Here is a 16,332-nt window from a genome sequence, read left to right as displayed (position 1 = left end):
ATGCTGAAAGCCATTCTTTCCGCCCTGACCTCCCGCTGGTTCCTGACGCTGGTCGCGGCCCTGTGCCTGGGCGCCATCGTCTGGTTCCTGGGGCCGCTGGTCGCCGTGTCGGGCGCCTTCCCGCTGGAGGACGCGACCGTCCGGCTGGCGGCGGTGTTCGGCATCCTCCTGGTCTGGGCGCTGGCGATGCAATGGTCGCTCTACCGCCACCGCAGCGCCAACGACCGCATGGTGCAGGCGCTCGCCAAGGCGACGCCGGCCGCGGAAGCCGATCCCGACTCCGAGGCGGTCGGCCAGGAAACCGACCTGCTGCGCGGCCGGCTGCGCGAAGCGCTGGACCAGCTGCGCAAGGCGCGCTTCGGCGGCGCCTGGGGGCAGCGCTACCTCTATCAACTGCCCTGGTATCTGCTGATCGGCGCGCCCGGAGCCGGCAAGACGACGGCGCTGGCGAATTCCGGACTGCGCTTCCCGCTCGCCGCCGAGATGGGACGGTCGGCGCTGCGCGATGTCGGCGGCACCCGCAACTGCGACTGGTGGTTCACCGACGAGGCGGTGCTGATCGACACCGCCGGCCGCTATATCACCCAGGACAGCCAGCCGGCCATCGACGGCAAGGTGTGGAAGAACTTCATCGCCCTGCTGAAGCGCCACCGCCCGCGCCAGCCGGTCAACGGCATCCTGCTGGCCGTCAGCCTCGCCGATCTTGCGATGTGGAGCGAGCCGGAGCGCCGGGGACATGCCGAGCAGCTGAAGCTGCGGCTGAAGGAACTGCGCGGTCAGGTCGGGTCGCGCGTGCCGGTCTATGTGCTGCTGACCAAGGCCGACCTGATCGCCGGCTTCGCCGAATTCTTCGACGACCTCAGCCGGGAGGAGCGCGAACAGGTCTGGGGCGTGACCTTCCCGCTGGACGACGGCAAGAGCGGCGACGACGCGCCGGTCTACCGCTTCGGTGCTGAGTTCGACGCGCTGACCGGACGCATCGCCCGCCGGGTTCTCGACCGCGTCCACGGCGAATCCGACATCCAGCGGCGGTCGCTCGACACCCTGTTCCCGGCACAGATCGCGGCGCTGAAACCGGCCATCGCCGACCTGCTGATGGTGATCTTCGAACCCAACCGCTACGAGGAGCGGGCGCTGCTGCGCGGCGTCTACCTGACCAGCGGCACCCAGGACGGTGCGCCGGTCGACCGCCTGTCTGAGTTGGTGGCGGGATCCTTCGGGCTCGACCGCCCCGTGCTGCCGGCGGCCAACGGCGGGCGCAGCTTCTTCCTGACCCGCACCCTGCGCGAGGTTGTCTTCGCCGAAGCCGGGCTGGTCGGCACCAATTCCGGACTGGAGCGGCGGCGACGCCTGCTGCGTGGCGGGGCGATGGCGGCGATGCTGCTGGCCGGGTTGGGGATCGCCGCCTTCTGGGCCAACAGCTTCACCGGCAACGCCGCGCTGGTCGCCGGTGTCGATGCCGCCGCAGGCAAGGCTCAGGCCGAACTGGCGCCGCTCGCCACCGCACCGCGATCGCTGGCCAAGATGGACGACACCGATTTCATCACCATCGTTCCGCCGCTGAACACGCTGCGCGCCATTCCCGCCGGCTGGACCGATCCGGCGCCGCTGGAGATGACCGGCGGCCTCTATCAGGGCGGCCGGCTGGGCCGGCAGAGCGAGATGGTCTACGACCGGGCGCTGCGCACCGTGCTGCTGCCACGCGTCTTCCTGCGGGTGGAGGAGCAGCTGCGCCGAGAGCGCGGCCGGCCCGAGTATCTGTTCCAGGCGCTGAAGGTCTATCTGATGCTGGCCGGCAAGGGACCGCTGGACAAGGCGCTGGTGTCGGAGTGGATGGCGCTCGACTGGATGGCCTCGCTGCCCGGCCCGGCCTATGACGGCGTGAGGCGCGACCTGCGCGTCCATCTCGACGCCATGCTGGCGGCCCCGCTCTCATCCATCGAGCCGGACGAGGGGCTGGTGGAGGAGGCGCGCCAGAGCCTGACACGTTATCCGTTGGCCGAACGCGGTTTCGCCATTCTGCGCGACCGGCCGGAAATCCAGGCGTTGGCCGACTGGCGGCTGGTTGACCATGCCGGGCCGCTGGCCGGCCGCGTGCTGATCCGACCGTCGGGCAAGCCGCTGTCGGAGGGGGTGCCCGGCCTCTACAGCTATGACGGCTTCCACAAGGCGGTGCTGCCGGCCCTGCCCAAGGTCGCCAAGGCGCTGGTGGACGAGAATTGGGTGCTGGGCCAGCCGAGCAGCGGCCCGCAAGCCATTGCCAGCGCGCAACGGCTGGAGAAGGGTATCCTTGCCGTCTATCTCGACCGCTATGCCCGCCAGTGGGACGAGCTGCTGGGCGACGTCGTGATCGTGCCGCTGCGCAGCCTGAACCAGGCCGCCGACGTGCTGAACACGCTGTCCGGCCCGCAGTCGCCGCTGAAGCTGTGGCTGACCGCCATGGTGCGCGAAACCACGCTGGCGCCCGGCCCGAATGACAAGCCCGCCGACGGCAAGGGGCCGGTTGCCGGCGGTCCGCTGGCCGGGATTGCCCAGCAGGCGCAGGCCGGCGAGAAGGCGGTGGAGTCCACCGGCACCAACGCCGCCTATCTGGCGCGGCTGGCCGGCGTCTCGCTGCAGCCGGACGGCCCGCCGCCGGGCCAGCCGATCAACGAGCATTTCAAGGCTCTGCGCGACCTCGTGCTGGGCGAAGGCGGCGCGCCGCCCAAGCTGGACGAGTCGCTGAAGCTGCTGGGCGAACTCTACCAGCAGATCGCCCGCGCGGCGAACGCACCCGACCAGAACGGCGCCCTGCTGGCCGGGCTGGCCGGCGGCGCCGACAAGGGAGCGGTGGCGGCGCAGCTGCGCAGTCTCGCCCGTGACTTGCCCGACCCGGTCGGCGGCATGGTCGCAACCGTGGCGCAGAGTGCGGCGACCGTCAGCGCCGGGGGGGCACGGACGCAGATCAACAAGGCTTGGCAATCCACCGTCCTGCCCTTCTGCCGGGCGGCGCTGGACAACCGCTTCCCCATGGTGCCGAACAGCCAGGTGGACGTGACGGCGGCGGATTTCGCCAAGCTGTTCGCGCCGGGCGGCATGATCGACCAGTTCTTCAACACCAACCTGCGCCCCTTCGTCGACATGACGGTCAGCCCCTGGGCCTGGCAGAAGGTCGATCAGGTCGATCTCGGCATTCCGCCGGCGGTGCTGGACCAGTTCGAGCGCGCCGCGCGCATCCGCGACAGCCTGTTCCCGGCCGGAGCCACCACCGCGAAAGTGGTGTTCGAGATCACCCCGGTGGAGCTGGACGCCAAGGCGACCCAGGTGGCGCTCGACATCGACGGCCAGACGCTGATCTACCAGCACGGCCCGCCCCGCCCGCTGGTGATGAAGTGGCCGGGGGCGGAAGGCACCAGCAGCGTGCGCCTCGGCTTCGGCCCGCCGCTGCCGGGCGAACCGGCCGGCATCTCGCGCCAGGGTCCCTGGGCCTTGTTCCATTTCCTCGCCGACGGCAAGCTGGAGTCCACGCCGCAGCCCGACCGCTTCACCTTCGCGGTGACGGTGGGCACCCGCAAGGCGGTCTTCGCCCTGCGGGCCGACAGCGTGAACAACCCCTTCGGCAAGAACCTGCTGGAGAGTTTCCGATGCCCGACGGCTCTGTAGGCGGCGTGCTTCCCGGCCCCATCGGCCCCTACCGGGTCGAAGGGGTGCTGGGCCAGGGCGCCATGAGCGTGGTCTACCGCGCGACCGACGGACGGACCGGGCAGCCGGTGGCGCTGAAGCTGCTGCGCGGTGAATTGCTGGCGGCGGCGGAGCGCAACGCCGTGCTTGCCCGATTCGGGCGGGAGGCGGAGATCGGGCTGAAGCTCGACCACCGCAACATCGTTCGGGTGCACGACTACGGCATGCTGGACGCCGCCCATGGCGGCGCGCCCTACCTCGCCATGGAACTGATCCAGGGCAAGGAACTGAAGCAGTATCTGGAGGCCGACACGCCGCTGTCGGTGCAGCAGGGTGGTGAGCTGATGGCGGCGGTGCTGGACGCGCTGGCCTTCGCGCACGCCCGCAACATCATCCACCGCGACATCAAGCCGGCCAACATCGTGGTCGAGGACGATCTGACGCCGAAGCTGGCCGACTTCGGCATCGCCCATATGTCTTCCTCGACCTCCTCCTCCGATCTGACACAGGCCGGTGACCTGCTGGGCACCCCCGCCTACATGGCGCCCGAGGTGCTGCGCGGTGAGAAGGCCGACGCGCGCAGCGACCTGTTCTCCGCCGGGGTGGTGCTCTATTACCTGCTGGCGCAGCGCCGGCCCTTCTCCGGCTCCGTCGCCACGGTGATGCAGCAGATCCTGTTCGTGGAGCCGCCGCCGCCCTCCCACGGCAATCCGGAGCTGCCGCCGCCCTTCGACACCGTGATCCTGAAGGCGCTGGCGAAGGCGCCGGCCGACCGCTATGCCAGCGCCGCGGAGTTCGCCGAGGCGCTGCGCCACGCACTGGCCGTCGCCGGCACCATGCGGGCGGCCATGCCCTCCGCCGAACTGACCCTGTTCAATGCGGAGCTTCCGGCCGCCGCGGCACCGGCGCGCGACCGCGACGCCCTGGCTGCGGCGCTGGAAACCGCCCTGCGCGCCATCCCCGGCCAGCCGATCGACGCCCGCAAGCTGACCGAGCTGCTCGACATCCTGGCGGAGTGGCAGGCGGGGACCGGCGGCGACGCGCCACGCTGGCAATCGGTTCTGCTCGGCGCCGGGATCGAGCCGCTGACCGAGCTGATCGTCGCGGCCACCCCCGCCCCGCGCGCCGCGCCGGCAACCCAGCGGCGCGACTGGATGCCGCTGGTCCGGCTGTTCGCCGCGATGAACCGTGCGCTGGCCGGAACGCCGGCCGCCGACCGGGCCCGGATGTCGGCGGCACGCATCGCCTTCGACCTGTCCGGCCGCTTCTTCCTCTATTCCGGCGAGCTGAACCGGGTGCTGATGGACGGCGACAACCCGGACATCCAGATGCTGTCGCTCGACTTCCTGCGGCTTGAGATCCTGCAGCACGCGCTGGAGGAGCTGGGGGCGGAGGCCGAACTGGCGCAGAGCCGCAGCGCCATGTTGATGTTCGCGGTCCAGGTCATCCGCAAGGTGACGCAGATCCTGCGCGCCTGCACCGACGGCAATGACGGGCTGGCCCGCTTCGGCGTCGCCATCATCCTCGCCAACATCGAGGAGCTGATCGTGATGGCCCAGCGCCTGTTCGAGACCGGCGGCCAGGCCACCGGCGGCCTGCCCCAGGATGCGGTGGCGGAATTCATCGCCGCCGCCGGGCGCTTCGCCACCCTGTCGGTGGAGGAGTTGCGCGGCGAGGTCGCTCAAGGAAATCTGGCCGGGCCCGGCACCGCCGAGAGCTTCAGCGCCCGGCTGCGCGGCGTCGGCCAGCTCTACCTGTTCGCCACCCGCCTGACCGCACCGGATTGCGCGCCGCTGATGCACAGCCTGTCGACCATGCTCTACGGGCTCGTCGCCGGGCTGACCTCCGACCTCGGCAATGCTCCCGTCGGCGACACCGGCGCCCGCGCCCGGCTGGTGGCCCTGGCCGAAATGGCGAGCGGGCTGGGCTGGAGCGAGGTCGAGCGGATCGCCGTGACCGCGCTGCGCCGCTGGGCGGTCGCCGGTGCAGCGGCATGACACACTCCCCATGATTCGGGGAAATGGCAACCGGACCAACGGATAAGGGGATCGGCGCATGGATGAGCGGATTGACGGTGCCGCGGCGAGCCGCCTGGACATGGTCCTGCGCAACGACCTGTCCGAACTGGGTCGGCTGGCCGAAGCGGTCGAGGACTTCATCGAGCGCAACCGGCTGCCGCCTGACCTCGCCTTCAAGTTCAATCTCTGCTTCGACGAACTGATCACCAACACCGTCTCCTACGGTTATGGCGACGCCGCCCCGCACGAGATCCGGGTGCGCATGGAGACGGACGGCGTGGAATTGCGGGCGGAAGTGGAGGATGACGCCACTGCCTTCGATCCCTTCGCCGACGCCCCGCCGCCCGATCTGACCAGCGATGTCGATGACCGGCGCGTCGGCGGCCTGGGCGTGTTCCTGGTCAAGAAGACGATGGACCATGCCAGCTACCGGCGTGAAGGCGACCGCAATCTGGTCCGTCTCGCCAAGAGCTTCGGCTGACCTCAACCTTCGGCGGCAGGTGGACTATCGGAAGTCCCTTGACCGATCTGGCAGATGTGACCGGTGGACTATCGGGAGCGGAGCATCGCCGATCCGGCATTCCGGCGAAGCCCCCAACAGTTGCAAGGTCAAATCGATACCCGCGCGAACTTCGCGCGCCTCTTGCCGGACGTCAGCCGCTTGTCTTCCATGACAATCCGGCAAAGCAGCGCATTCCGCTTTGCAACAAACCGACACATGACAAGCCAGGACTTTTACAGCATTATTATCGCCGACGATCGGTCCAGAGCGGGCTGCCACTGTCCGACCGGGACCGGGACATGGAAGGCGAACGCTAACGTGTGGAGTCGACGCATCATGACCGGGACGCAGTGCCAAGAGGCACGCCTGCGCCTTGGCTGGTCGACACGGATGCTGGCGAACAAGGCCGGTGTGCCGTGGTACGCCGTGATGAATCTCGATTACGGAACGGGCGAGGTCGATCCGGCCATCGTCGATGCCCTCGCCCGCGCCTTCAAACAGGCCGGCCTCGATCTGCACTGAGCATTTCGCAAGCGCCCCTGCCTGTCACGTCTTCTTCCCCGCCTTTCCCTTCTCCGCCGGGCGGTCGATGTGCTTTGCCGACTCGGTGTCGGGGGTGATCGGCTTGCCGGTGTCGGAGACTGCCTTCGCCGCCTCCAGCGGGTCGGCTATGTCGCGGTCGGGATCGTTGGACAGGGCGTTGCCCCCGTTCGCTGTCTGGTCTGCCATGGGACGGCTCCTTGCCATAGGGTCTCCGCACCACAACAGTCCGGCGCGCGGATTCGTCCCCGTCCCTACTCCCCGATTCCCTTCTGCGCCAGGACCAGGAAGACCTTCTCCTCCAGCTGGTCCGGGGTGAAGGGCTTGGCGATGTAGCCGCTGACCTGGTGGGCCAGCGCCTTCTTCACCGCCTCCAGCGTGGCAAGCGCCGTGACCATCAGGAACGGCAGGTCGCTGCGCGTCTCGCGCACGCGCTTCAGCAGGTCCAGGCCGTTCAGCCGCGGCATCATCCAGTCGCAGATGATCAGGTCGTAGACGGCGCCATCGGCCTGGAAGCGCTGCAGCGCATCCTGACCGTCGACGGCGGTGTCGACCTGACCGATGCCCAGTTCACGAAGGACGGCGGTGACGAAGGCGCGCGGCCCGTCTTCGTCATCGACCACCAGCACCCGCTGGGCGGCGAGGTCGATGAAGGGCACCCCGACCGTCGCCAGCGACTGGCGCAGCCAGGCGGCCCGCGCCGCCCGCTCCTTCGGACCGGGTGCATTCAACAGCACATGCCGGACGAAGCGCGGCCGGTGGCAGTGGCGATAAAGGACGCGGGCGACCGCCAAACGGCTCTTGCCGCTGCAGAACGCGCCCTCTCCCGCCAAACGGACGATGTCCAGCACGGTGTCGGCCGGCGGGTCGTCCTTCGCCTGGATCAACGGGGCCAGCACGCGCTGGGTGCGCAGGAAGGCATTCTGGATGTCATCGATCTGGCCGGCCAGATACTCGCGCTCCTCCTCCGGAAAGGCGCTGGACTGCAGCATGCGTTGGACCTCCGCCAGTCCCTTCAGCTTCTCGTTGCGGTCCTTCCAGCAGTCAAGCAGCCGGCCGGCAAAGTCACGGCTGTCGAAGAAACTCTTCAGGTAATCGGTGACCGCCTTGGCTGCGGTGGAGGACAGCGGCATCCTCTGCAGAACGAACAGGATGCGCAGCTTCTGCATGAAGTTGCGGCCGCGCGTGATCTCAGGGACGGTGTCCTCGTTGACCAGCAGTGCGGTGCGACGCTGCAACGCCGCCTCGGTCCGGGCACCGCCGGCGTAATTGCCATCACGGTCGCGCAGGCGGGCGGACAAATCGCTCAGCGCCAGGATTTCGCGCTGCACCGCCTCGATCCCGAACATGTCGCCGGCACTGGCAATGGTGAAACAGGAGGGCTTCGCCATCTCGCGGCGGAAGGCGGCGGTCAGCGCCTCGCGCAGGGCCGGCATCGGCACCCGGTGCATCAGCTCCTCCAGCCTCCGGAAGATCGGCGGTGCGTCGTCGGGCATCGGCCGGTCGGCGGCGACCAGGGTCACGATCAGGTCGATCAGCGTGACAAATGGCGCATCGCGCGCGCAGGACGCGGTTCCGGCATCGCTCATCACGATCTCGCCCAACAGCCGCTCCAACGGCGTCAGTGCGTCGGGATGCTCGGTGGTCGCGGCCAGATGCAGAATGGCCTCCGCCTTCTCGGCAAAGCTGCGGCCGGTGGCGATGTGCTGCGTGATGGCGGCGTCGAGCAGAAAGCGGCCGAGGAAGCCGCCATTGGACAGAAGCTCCGCCGCCGCACCGGGATAGGCGTCGGGCAGGAAGTCGGGCGGCGGATTCTCCTTCAGCCTTTCCCGCGTCAACCGGGCGATCTCGTTGACCAGCGGGGTCAGCGCGCCCTTCTGGCCGCCAGGCTTCTCCATCGCCCGCTCCGCCTGGGTCAGGATGGCGACGAAGGTGGCGGTGTTGGACAGCGATGTCTGGTGGCGCGGGTGATGCAGGAGCTCCGTCGCCGTCAGCGCGTTCTCATCGAGGAAGCGGCGGCAGAAGCGGCCGACACCGTCCCGGCCGGCGGGCGTGTAGAAATCCCCCGGCTCCCGGCAGACGGCGGGTGCGGACCCGTCGGCCTCGTCCGGTATGGCGGATGGGGCCGGATCGGTGCCGCCGTCGTGGCGGGAGGGTTCCATCGGCTCCCTCACAAGGCCAGAAGATCGCGCAGGGCGTGCAGCAGCCGCTCCGGCGCCACCGGCTTCATCACGATCTGCCGTCCTTCCCGGTCCGTCAGCCCTGCCGCCGTCTCGCGCGAGGCATAGCCGGTCAGGAACAGGATGGGGAGAAGCCGGTTGCGCGATTCCAGGGAGCGGGCAAGCTCCAGCCCGTTCATGCGCGGCATCGACACGTCGCTGACCACCGCGTCAAACAGGCCGCCGGCCTCGTCATAGCGCGCCAGCGCCTCCAGTCCGTCGGATGCCTCGACAACCGTGCAGCCCGCCTCCTCCAGCACGAGGCGGAGGTAGCGGCGCACCGACTCCTCGTCGTCGACCAGCAGGATGACGGCGCCATCCCCCTCCGCGACATGCAGCGGGGCGAGACCGGCGGAAACCCGGGGAGGATCGACCGCCGGCAGGTACAAGGCGAAAGTCGCCCCGCGCCCCTCCTCTCCCTCGAGTTCCACGGCACCACCGGCCTGCTGGGCCGTGCCATAGACCATCCAAAGGCCGAGCCCGGTGCCCTTGCCAGGTTCCTTGGTGGTGAAGAAGGGCTCCCATATGCGGTCGCGGATCGCCGCCGGAACGCCACCGCCCTGATCGGTGACGCGGATCGCCACATAGCGGCCGGGCTTCAATCCGCGGTGGCGGGTGAAGAAGGCATCGTCCGGCGTCTCCACCGTCAGGGCGATGGTCAGGGTGCCGCCGTCCGGCATGGCGTCCCGCCCATTCAGCGCCAGATTCAGCAGCGCCTGGTTCAGCGTGACCGCATTGACCAGCGCATAGGCTTCGTGGGGAGCGCTTTCGCCCCCGGCCCGGATCGACACGTCGATGCCGGCGCTCAACAGCGGCTTCAGGAAGACCCGCATGTCGCGCACCAGCGGCGCGATGGCCACCACCTCGCGCTCGTCCGTGACGCGGCGGTGGGAAAAGTCGAGCAGCTGGCCGGTCAGCGCCGCCGCCCGCTCGGACGCCTTGGCGATCTCCTGCACGCAGGTCAGGACGCGGTCGAGATCGGCGGGATTGCGCTCCGCCAGCCGGGCGAAACCGCCGATGGCGGTCAGCATGTTGTTGAACTCGTGGGCGATGCCTCCGGCCATGCGGCCGACCGCCTCCATCTTCTGGGCGCGTTGCAGCTCACCCTCCACCCGGCGGCGGTCGGTGATGTCGTTCAGCACCAGCAGAACGGCAGGGCCGCCGCCATAGACCACCGGGCTGGCCGCGACCTCCAGCCGGCGGCGTTCACCGTCCGGACGAAGGGCGTCGCATTCCAGCCGCCGCTCCTCCCCCTCCGCCACGGTGGCAAAGGTCGCTTGCAACGCGTCTCCATCCTCCAGCAAGGCAGCCAGGGACAGGCCTTGCAGCACATCGGCGGCGACGCCCAGGATCGTGGCGGCGGCGCCGTTGGCGAAGCGGATGGCGCTGCGGTCCCAGATGACGATGCCGTAGGGCGCCAGTTCCACCAGCTGGCGGTAGCGCAGCTCGCTTTCCCTGAGCGCGGTCACGGTCTGCTTCAGCCGGGCGGTCTGGCCGGCCAGCTCCTCCTCCCGCGTCTTCAGTTCGGTGATGTCCATCAGGATCTTCACCACACCGCCGGTGCCGGTCGCATGCTCGCTGATGCGATACCAGCGCCCATCGGACAGCCGGCCGTCCACCGGGGCGGAGTGCTGGAGGTGGCGGGTCAGCCGCTGTTCCACCCAGGCGCCGATGTCGCCCTCGCCCTCGTAGCCGCCGCGTTCCGCCGCCGCCCGCAGGATCTCGGCAAAGCTGCGGCCGGGGGTCAGCAGGTCGGCGATGGTGGGATAGGCGCGGCGATACTGCTCGTTGCAGATCAGCAGCCGCCCGTCGGCGCTGAACAGCACGAACCCCTCCGACACGCTGTCGATGGCGTCATGAACCACCGCCTGCATGAAGCGCGCTTCCACCAGCGCCAGCGTCTCCGCCGTCGCGTCGATGCCGCAGCCGCGATAGCCGCGGAAACGCCCGTCGGCGTCGCGCATCGGCACGGCGCTGAGCCGCAGCACGAGGTCGCGGCCGTCCACCCCTTCGAAACTCACCTCAAGGTCGCGGAAGGGCCGGCCCGCCTCGATGTCGGCGCGGTATTCCGCCCAGGTCGCCTCATCGTCGACCAGAGCTCCCAGGTCGAGCAGCGACTCGCCGAACACGCTGCCGGGGTCGCAGCGCAGCAGAGTTTCCAGCCGGTCGGACAGGGTCAGGTAACGGTGATCGGCTCCCGTCTCCCAGAACCAGCCGGGAGACGCGGCTGTGAAATCGCGGGCACGGGCCCGCAGCGCCGCCAACTCGCCGCGCGCTTGGTCCAGAGCAGCCTGCGACCGCACCAGTGCAGCGGCGTTGCCGCCGGCACGACGGGCGCTCCACAGCGCCATCCCGCCGGCAAGGGTGAGGGCGCCGGCCACCGCCCATCCGGCCTGCCCGGTCACGGCCAGCCCCGCCAATGTGCCGAAGCCGGCCAATCCGGCGATCAAACCTGGAATTGATTCGGAAAGACAGCAACGCCAGGAGACCGGTTCGGCGGCACCCGTATTGAGGAGCGGGCGGTCGGCTTCTGCAACGTCCACGGGGCCTCCGCCGGTCCGAAGGGTGATTGTCCGACGCCGTTGCGTCCAACCATACCGTCTTAGAAGGACAGGCGTTAACAGCTGGTTTCGAGCCTAAGATTTCCTTCAGAGTGCGACATCCGGGATCATCCTGTCCTTCTGCGCATTACCCCACCCCATCAGGAATCTCGACGCACTTTCGATCATCTAACCCTGCTTTTCCGATGGATGTTCTTACGCTCAATCATGACCCTATCCGAAATCTCCCAGCCTTGCCGGAGATCCGGACGGCGCCGATGCGCGTATCAGCCGGTTGCCATCGCAGGAAGGGACACCGGCATGCCCAAGGCAGACGTCGTCACATGGAACGATCTCCCGTCCCAGACGGATGGAGGAACGGAGCGGCGCGAGTTCCTCGGCGCAGGCGCATCGCTGAAGCATCTGGTCATCAAGGCGGGAGCCACCGCCCCGCGCCACAGCCACGCCCATGAGCAGTTCGTCATCGTCATGTCGGGGCGCGTTCTGTTGACCTGCGAGGCCGGGCCGGTGGACCTGCGTCCGGGCATGGTCATCCGATTCGATCCCGATGCATGGCACGGTGCGGATTTCATCGAGGACACGGTGCTGATCGAGGTGAACCTGCCATCCGCGGGCTGACGCCGCAGAGCTGCCGGCTCTATCGGATCTGCCCTGTCAGACGTCGATATCGATGTCGATCTCGTCTTCCGGCGCACGGCCGAGCAGCAGGTCGGCGGCGTCAAGGGTCAGCGCCTCCACCTCCTCATGGCGGTCGTCGTCCGGCAGGCGCAGCGCGTGCATCACCTGGGTCGCCAGATGGATCAGCATGGCGCGGACGCAATCATCCTCGGGATACTCAAGCGCCACCATGTCCTTCAGGAAGGCGCCCAGCTGTTCGGGCGTGTTCCAGGGATGGGTGATGACGGTCCCGAAGCCGCTGGTGCCGAGGAAGACGGCGTTCAGCGCGGTCGCCTGCCGGTTGATGCCGTCCACCGCCTCGTCCTGGTCGAGCTTGCCCTGCAGGACCTGATTGAAGGCATCGAGACTGAGATCGATGAATTGGCGGACAAGCAGCCGCACCACGGATTCGTCCGACAGATCGTTGCGGGCCTGCGGCTGGGTCAGCATCGGCAGCGGTTGCAGCAGCGCCGCGATGATCGGCTTTGCGGATTGGGATTCCATCGCGGGCACTCCTGTCGGATTCGGCCCCGGCACTCGCGGGGCATAAGGTCTCTGGCCCCGATACTGCCAGAGCCCGAAGCAAAACGCAAAAAAGGCCGCCCCCTGCGGAAGCGGCCCTTTCCTCGGCCGGCCGGGCGCGATGCCCGGCCGTGCGGACTCAGCCCACCAGCTCGATGCCGGCGAAGAAGAAGGCGATCTCCTGGGCGGCAGTCTCCGGGGCGTCCGAACCATGGACCGAATTGGCCTCGATCGATTCGGCGAACTCCTTGCGGATGGTGCCCTCGGCGGCGTTGGCCGGGTTGGTGGCGCCCATGATCTCGCGGTTGCGGGCGATGGCGTTCTCGCCTTCCAGGACCTGCAGGACCACCGGACCGGAGATCATGAAGGACACCAGGTCGTTGAAGAACGGACGCTCGCGGTGCACGCCGTAGAACTGCTCGGCCTGGGCCTTCGACAGCTGGACGCGCTTCTGCGCGACGATGCGCAGGCCGCCGTCTTCGAACTTGGCGTTGATCTTGCCGGTCAGGTTGCGGCGGGTGGCATCGGGCTTGATGATCGAGAGGGTCCGTTCGACGGCCATGGTGGTGACTCCTGCAGGTAAGGCTTTTCGCCGATTAAAAAGCATGCAGGCGCCACCGGTTGGACCGGGGCGCCGGATGGGCGGCTTTATAGAGGCGGTTTGGCGGCGCGGCAAGGCGTTCGTTGGAGAATGGGGCGGAACCGCCAATGAACTTGCGCAAACGGACTTGCGCAAACGGACTTGCCCCATCGGACTTGCCCATCGGACTTGCATGGAACGCTTCCAAGTCTATGGTGGGACCGCCTCCGGTGCCCCGTGCAACGACCTCAACGGCCGAGACGCCCGACCATGACCGAGACCGCCGCCCGTCCCGCAACGCCCGCAGCAGCCTCCCCCGACGATGTCCCCCCGGTCTTCACCCATCAGGAGATCCTGCGCGTGTTCAGCGGGGTTGCGCTGGCGATGCTGATGGCGGCGATGGACCAGACCATCGTCGCCACGGCGCTGCCGACGATGGCGAGCCAGTTCGGCGGGCTGGAGATGCTGCCGTGGGTGGTCACCGCCTATCTGCTGACCTCCACCACCACGACGCCGATCTACGGGAAGCTGTCGGACCTCTACGGCCGCAAGCGGGTGCTGCAGACGGCGATCCTGCTGTTCCTGGCCGGCTCCGTCCTGTGCGCGGCGGCGCAGAGCATGACCCAGCTGATCCTGTTCCGCGGTCTGCAGGGGCTGGGCGGCGGCGGGCTGATGTCGCTGGCCTTCACAATCATCGGCGACGTGGTGGCCCCGCGGGAGCGCGGACGCTACCAGGGCATGATCGGCGGCGTCTTCGCCCTGGCCAGCGTCGCCGGGCCGCTGCTGGGCGGAGTCTTCACCGAGACGATCGGCTGGCACTGGATCTTCCTGATCAACCTGCCGCTGGGGGTGGCGGCCTTCGCCATGACCCGCAGCACCCTGTCGCGCCTGCCCGCCGGCCGGGCCAGGCCGCGCATCGACGTGGCCGGTGCCGCCTTGCTGACCGGGGCGGTCACCTGCCTGCTGGTCTACGCCACCCGCGGCGAGGCGTTGGGATGGAGCAGCCCGGCGGGGCTCGGCCTGCTGGCGGCCGGCCTCGCCATGCTTGCCGTCTTCCTGTGGCACGAGCGCAGGATCGAGGAGCCGATCCTGCCGCTGCACCTGTTCCGCCGCCCGGTGGTCGCGGTGGCGACGCCGGTGGTCGCCGTCTCGGCCATGGTGCTGTTCGCCGGCATCGTCTATCTGCCGCTGCACCTCCAGCTGGTGCAGGGCGCCAGCGCCACCGTGTCCGGCCTGCTGCTTCTGCCGTTGGTGCTGGGCATGACCTTCGGGTCGGTCGGCGGCGGTCGGCTGATCGCGCGGACCGGGCGCTACAAGGCCTTTCCACTGGCCGGACTGGCTTTGTCCGGGGTGATGTACGCGCTGCTCGGCACCCTGCCGGAACTGGCCGCCAGCGGGCTGTGGTCGACGCTGATCCTGGTCCCGCTGGGCCTGGGGCTGGGGCTGGTGATGCCGGTGATGACGGTCGCCGTGCAGAATGCGGTGGAGCAGCGCGACCTGGGGGCGGCAACCGCCTCGGTCGGATTCTTCCGCTCGCTCGGCGGCTCGGTCGGCGTGGCGGTGTTCGGCGCCGTGTTCAACGCCGTGGTGTCGGAGCGGCTCGAGGGGGCCGGCCTGTCCGGCCGCGCAGTGCTGGACCATGGCGCCGCGGCGCTGGCCGACCTGCCCCCGGCCGCCCGCGGCGGGGTGGTGGCGACGCTGGAGCACGGCTTCGCCACCCTGTTCCTGCTGGCGGCGGCGCTGGCGGTCGTCTCCTTCGCCATGACCCTGTTCCTGAAGGAACTGCCGCTGCGCTCCTCCCGCGACGGCCGGGGCGAGGCCGCCACGGCGGCGGAGGGGTGATGCGTCAGGAGCCATTGCTGGGGAAATGCCTGGGCTGGCCGAGCTTGTCCTCGATGTAGAGCAGGTTGACCAGCACCAGCACGACCACGGCGATGGGCGTCGCCAGGAACATGCCGAGGATGCCGAACAGCACGCCGCCGGCGGCGATGGCGCCGATGGTGATCACCGGCGGCAGATCGACCACCCGTTTCTGCAGCAGCGGGGTGACGAGGTTCCCCTCCACCTGCTGGATGACCAGATAGAGCCCGGCCACCCACAGCGCATCCTGCGGCGACTGGGCAAAGGCGATCAGCAGCGCCGGAATCGCCGCCAGGAAGGGCCCGACCAGCGGAATGAACTCCAGCAGCCCGGCCACCAGTCCCAAGGCCAGAGCCGAGGGAATGCCCAGAAGCCAGAGCCCGACGGCGGTCAGCGTGCCCACCGCCGCCATCGCCACCAGCTGGCCGATCAGCCATTTCCACAGGCTGTCGCCGGCCACATCCATCACCTCCCACGCCCGCTTCTGCCCCTGCCGCGGCACCAGCAGCACCACGCCGCGGCGGTAGACGCCCGGCGAGGCCGCCAGATAGAGGGCGGCGAACATCACCACCACAGCGTCGCCGATGACATAGACGAGGCCGGAGGCGAATCCGCTCAGCTGGCTCATCCAGGGCCACTCCTTGCCCTGGTCCATGATGCGCTGGCGCCACTCGTCCGGCAGCATGCCCATCGCCTTGCTCACCTGGTCCTGCAACTGGCCGAGCTGTGCCGCCATCGAGGTGCCCATCAGCCAGCCGCCGCCGCCGACCAGCAGCACCAGCACAACCAGCACGATGGCCAGCGCCCAGCCATGGGGCAGCCCCGTCAGCCGCCGCACATAGCCGGTCAGCCGCTGCAGCAGGATGGCGAACAGCACGCCGGTGAAGATCAGCAGCAGCGTGCCCGACACCTTCCACAGGAACAGCCCCAGCGCGGCCACGCCGGCGACGATCAGCACCTTCCAGGTGAAAACCGCCAGTTCGCCGCGCCCGGCGCGGGCCGGCGGTTCTTCCCGCGTCGCCCCGCCGCCGCCCCGCCCCGGCGGGACGGTGCCCGGAGAAGCCGTCTGTTGGGCAGTGGGGCGGCTGGGTATCGCCATCTCTCGGAACTCCCGCGCTTGCGGCCGCCGGACGGACGGCCCTGGGGGAGAACGCGCCAACCCGGCCGACGTTGCGGAGAGTCGGCAGGCTAGGCCGTCGGCGGTAATCCGAAG

Annotated in this window: 12 protein-coding genes; 6 read left to right on the top strand and 6 right to left on the bottom strand. The window is 69.1% G+C overall.

Annotated elements, in window-relative coordinates:
* The 4 genes from tssM to A6A40_RS30330 all read left to right on the top strand — a co-directional run bounded on the left by tssM (position 1) and on the right by A6A40_RS30330 (position 6,702).
* On the top strand, positions 1-3,642 hold the full coding sequence (gene tssM, locus A6A40_RS04230) for a type VI secretion system membrane subunit TssM (RefSeq protein WP_063634252.1): 3,642 nt from the start codon (positions 1-3) through the stop codon (positions 3,640-3,642).
* On the top strand, positions 3,624-5,657 hold the full coding sequence (locus A6A40_RS04225) for a serine/threonine-protein kinase (protein WP_063634251.1): 2,034 nt from the start codon (positions 3,624-3,626) through the stop codon (positions 5,655-5,657). The genes tssM and A6A40_RS04225 overlap by 19 nt, the downstream gene beginning before the upstream one ends.
* Before the next feature lie 58 nt (positions 5,658-5,715).
* Entirely contained in the window at positions 5,716-6,159 is a 444-nt protein-coding gene (locus A6A40_RS04220) for an ATP-binding protein (protein ID WP_063634250.1), read from the top strand.
* 357 nt (positions 6,160-6,516) lie between these two features.
* Positions 6,517-6,702 carry a hypothetical protein gene (locus tag A6A40_RS30330; protein ID WP_146191538.1) on the top strand — a complete coding sequence of 62 codons (186 nt, stop codon included), beginning with the start codon at positions 6,517-6,519 and terminating at the stop codon, positions 6,700-6,702.
* Positions 6,703-6,726: 24 nt separating this feature from the next.
* Here A6A40_RS30330 and A6A40_RS04215 read toward each other — a convergent pair whose 3' ends face one another.
* From A6A40_RS04215 to A6A40_RS04205, 3 genes are all read right to left on the bottom strand, one after another.
* A complete protein-coding gene (locus tag A6A40_RS04215) occupies positions 6,727-6,909 on the bottom strand; it encodes a hypothetical protein (RefSeq protein WP_063634249.1) in 183 nt (60 codons plus the stop codon).
* A 65-nt stretch (positions 6,910-6,974) separates the two neighbouring features.
* Entirely contained in the window at positions 6,975-8,882 is a 1,908-nt protein-coding gene (locus A6A40_RS04210; RefSeq protein WP_082860723.1) for a response regulator, read from the bottom strand.
* Positions 8,883-8,890: 8 nt separating this feature from the next.
* Positions 8,891-11,389: a hybrid sensor histidine kinase/response regulator gene (locus A6A40_RS04205; protein ID WP_236783728.1), complete on the bottom strand. Its 2,499-nt coding sequence runs from the start codon at positions 11,387-11,389 to the stop codon at positions 8,891-8,893.
* A 411-nt stretch (positions 11,390-11,800) separates the two neighbouring features.
* Between A6A40_RS04205 and A6A40_RS04200 the strand changes: the two genes are divergently transcribed.
* Positions 11,801-12,118 carry a cupin domain-containing protein gene (locus A6A40_RS04200; RefSeq protein ID WP_063634247.1) on the top strand — a complete coding sequence of 106 codons (318 nt, stop codon included), beginning with the start codon at positions 11,801-11,803 and terminating at the stop codon, positions 12,116-12,118.
* A gap of 36 nt (positions 12,119-12,154) precedes the next feature.
* Here the strand turns inward: A6A40_RS04200 and A6A40_RS04195 are convergent, their stop codons facing one another.
* Together A6A40_RS04195 and ndk are read right to left on the bottom strand one after the other, a co-directional pair.
* Positions 12,155-12,661 carry a hypothetical protein gene (locus tag A6A40_RS04195; RefSeq protein ID WP_063634246.1) on the bottom strand — a complete coding sequence of 169 codons (507 nt, stop codon included), beginning with the start codon at positions 12,659-12,661 and terminating at the stop codon, positions 12,155-12,157.
* Positions 12,662-12,818: 157 nt separating this feature from the next.
* On the bottom strand, positions 12,819-13,241 hold the full coding sequence (gene ndk / locus A6A40_RS04190; RefSeq protein WP_014197473.1) for a nucleoside-diphosphate kinase: 423 nt from the start codon (positions 13,239-13,241) through the stop codon (positions 12,819-12,821).
* A gap of 288 nt (positions 13,242-13,529) precedes the next feature.
* On the opposite strand from ndk, the gene A6A40_RS04185 reads away from it, so the two are divergent.
* Positions 13,530-15,101, top strand: a complete 1,572-nt coding sequence (locus A6A40_RS04185) for an MDR family MFS transporter (RefSeq protein WP_063634245.1) — start codon at positions 13,530-13,532, stop codon at positions 15,099-15,101.
* 4 nt (positions 15,102-15,105) lie between these two features.
* Here the strand turns inward: A6A40_RS04185 and A6A40_RS04180 are convergent, their stop codons facing one another.
* A complete protein-coding gene (locus A6A40_RS04180) occupies positions 15,106-16,218 on the bottom strand; it encodes an AI-2E family transporter (protein WP_082860721.1) in 1,113 nt (370 codons plus the stop codon).
* Positions 16,219-16,332 lie beyond the last annotated feature (114 nt).

The sequence above is a fragment of the Azospirillum humicireducens genome, assembly GCF_001639105.2.
Classification (GTDB): domain Bacteria; phylum Pseudomonadota; class Alphaproteobacteria; order Azospirillales; family Azospirillaceae; genus Azospirillum; species Azospirillum humicireducens.
The sequence above is the reverse complement of the archived record's forward strand: the minus strand, read 5'-3'. Positions and strand labels throughout refer to the sequence as shown.

What these genes read in the sequence shown, in the direction of transcription:
- tssM (WP_063634252.1), top strand. Translation starts at nt 1, where the DNA reads ATGCTGAAAGCCATTCTTTCCGCCCTGACCTCCCGCTGGTTCCTGACG.
- A6A40_RS04225 (WP_063634251.1), top strand. Translation starts at nt 3,624, where the DNA reads ATGCCCGACGGCTCTGTAGGCGGCGTGCTTCCCGGCCCCATCGGCCCC.
- A6A40_RS04220 (WP_063634250.1), top strand. Translation starts at nt 5,716, where the DNA reads ATGGATGAGCGGATTGACGGTGCCGCGGCGAGCCGCCTGGACATGGTC.
- A6A40_RS30330 (WP_146191538.1), top strand. Translation starts at nt 6,517, where the DNA reads ATGACCGGGACGCAGTGCCAAGAGGCACGCCTGCGCCTTGGCTGGTCG.
- A6A40_RS04215 (WP_063634249.1), bottom strand. Translation starts at nt 6,909, where the DNA reads ATGGCAGACCAGACAGCGAACGGGGGCAACGCCCTGTCCAACGATCCC.
- A6A40_RS04210 (WP_082860723.1), bottom strand. Translation starts at nt 8,882, where the DNA reads ATGGAACCCTCCCGCCACGACGGCGGCACCGATCCGGCCCCATCCGCC.
- A6A40_RS04200 (WP_063634247.1), top strand. Translation starts at nt 11,801, where the DNA reads ATGCCCAAGGCAGACGTCGTCACATGGAACGATCTCCCGTCCCAGACG.
- A6A40_RS04195 (WP_063634246.1), bottom strand. Translation starts at nt 12,661, where the DNA reads ATGGAATCCCAATCCGCAAAGCCGATCATCGCGGCGCTGCTGCAACCG.
- ndk (WP_014197473.1), bottom strand. Translation starts at nt 13,241, where the DNA reads ATGGCCGTCGAACGGACCCTCTCGATCATCAAGCCCGATGCCACCCGC.
- A6A40_RS04185 (WP_063634245.1), top strand. Translation starts at nt 13,530, where the DNA reads ATGACCGAGACCGCCGCCCGTCCCGCAACGCCCGCAGCAGCCTCCCCC.
- A6A40_RS04180 (WP_082860721.1), bottom strand. Translation starts at nt 16,218, where the DNA reads ATGGCGATACCCAGCCGCCCCACTGCCCAACAGACGGCTTCTCCGGGC.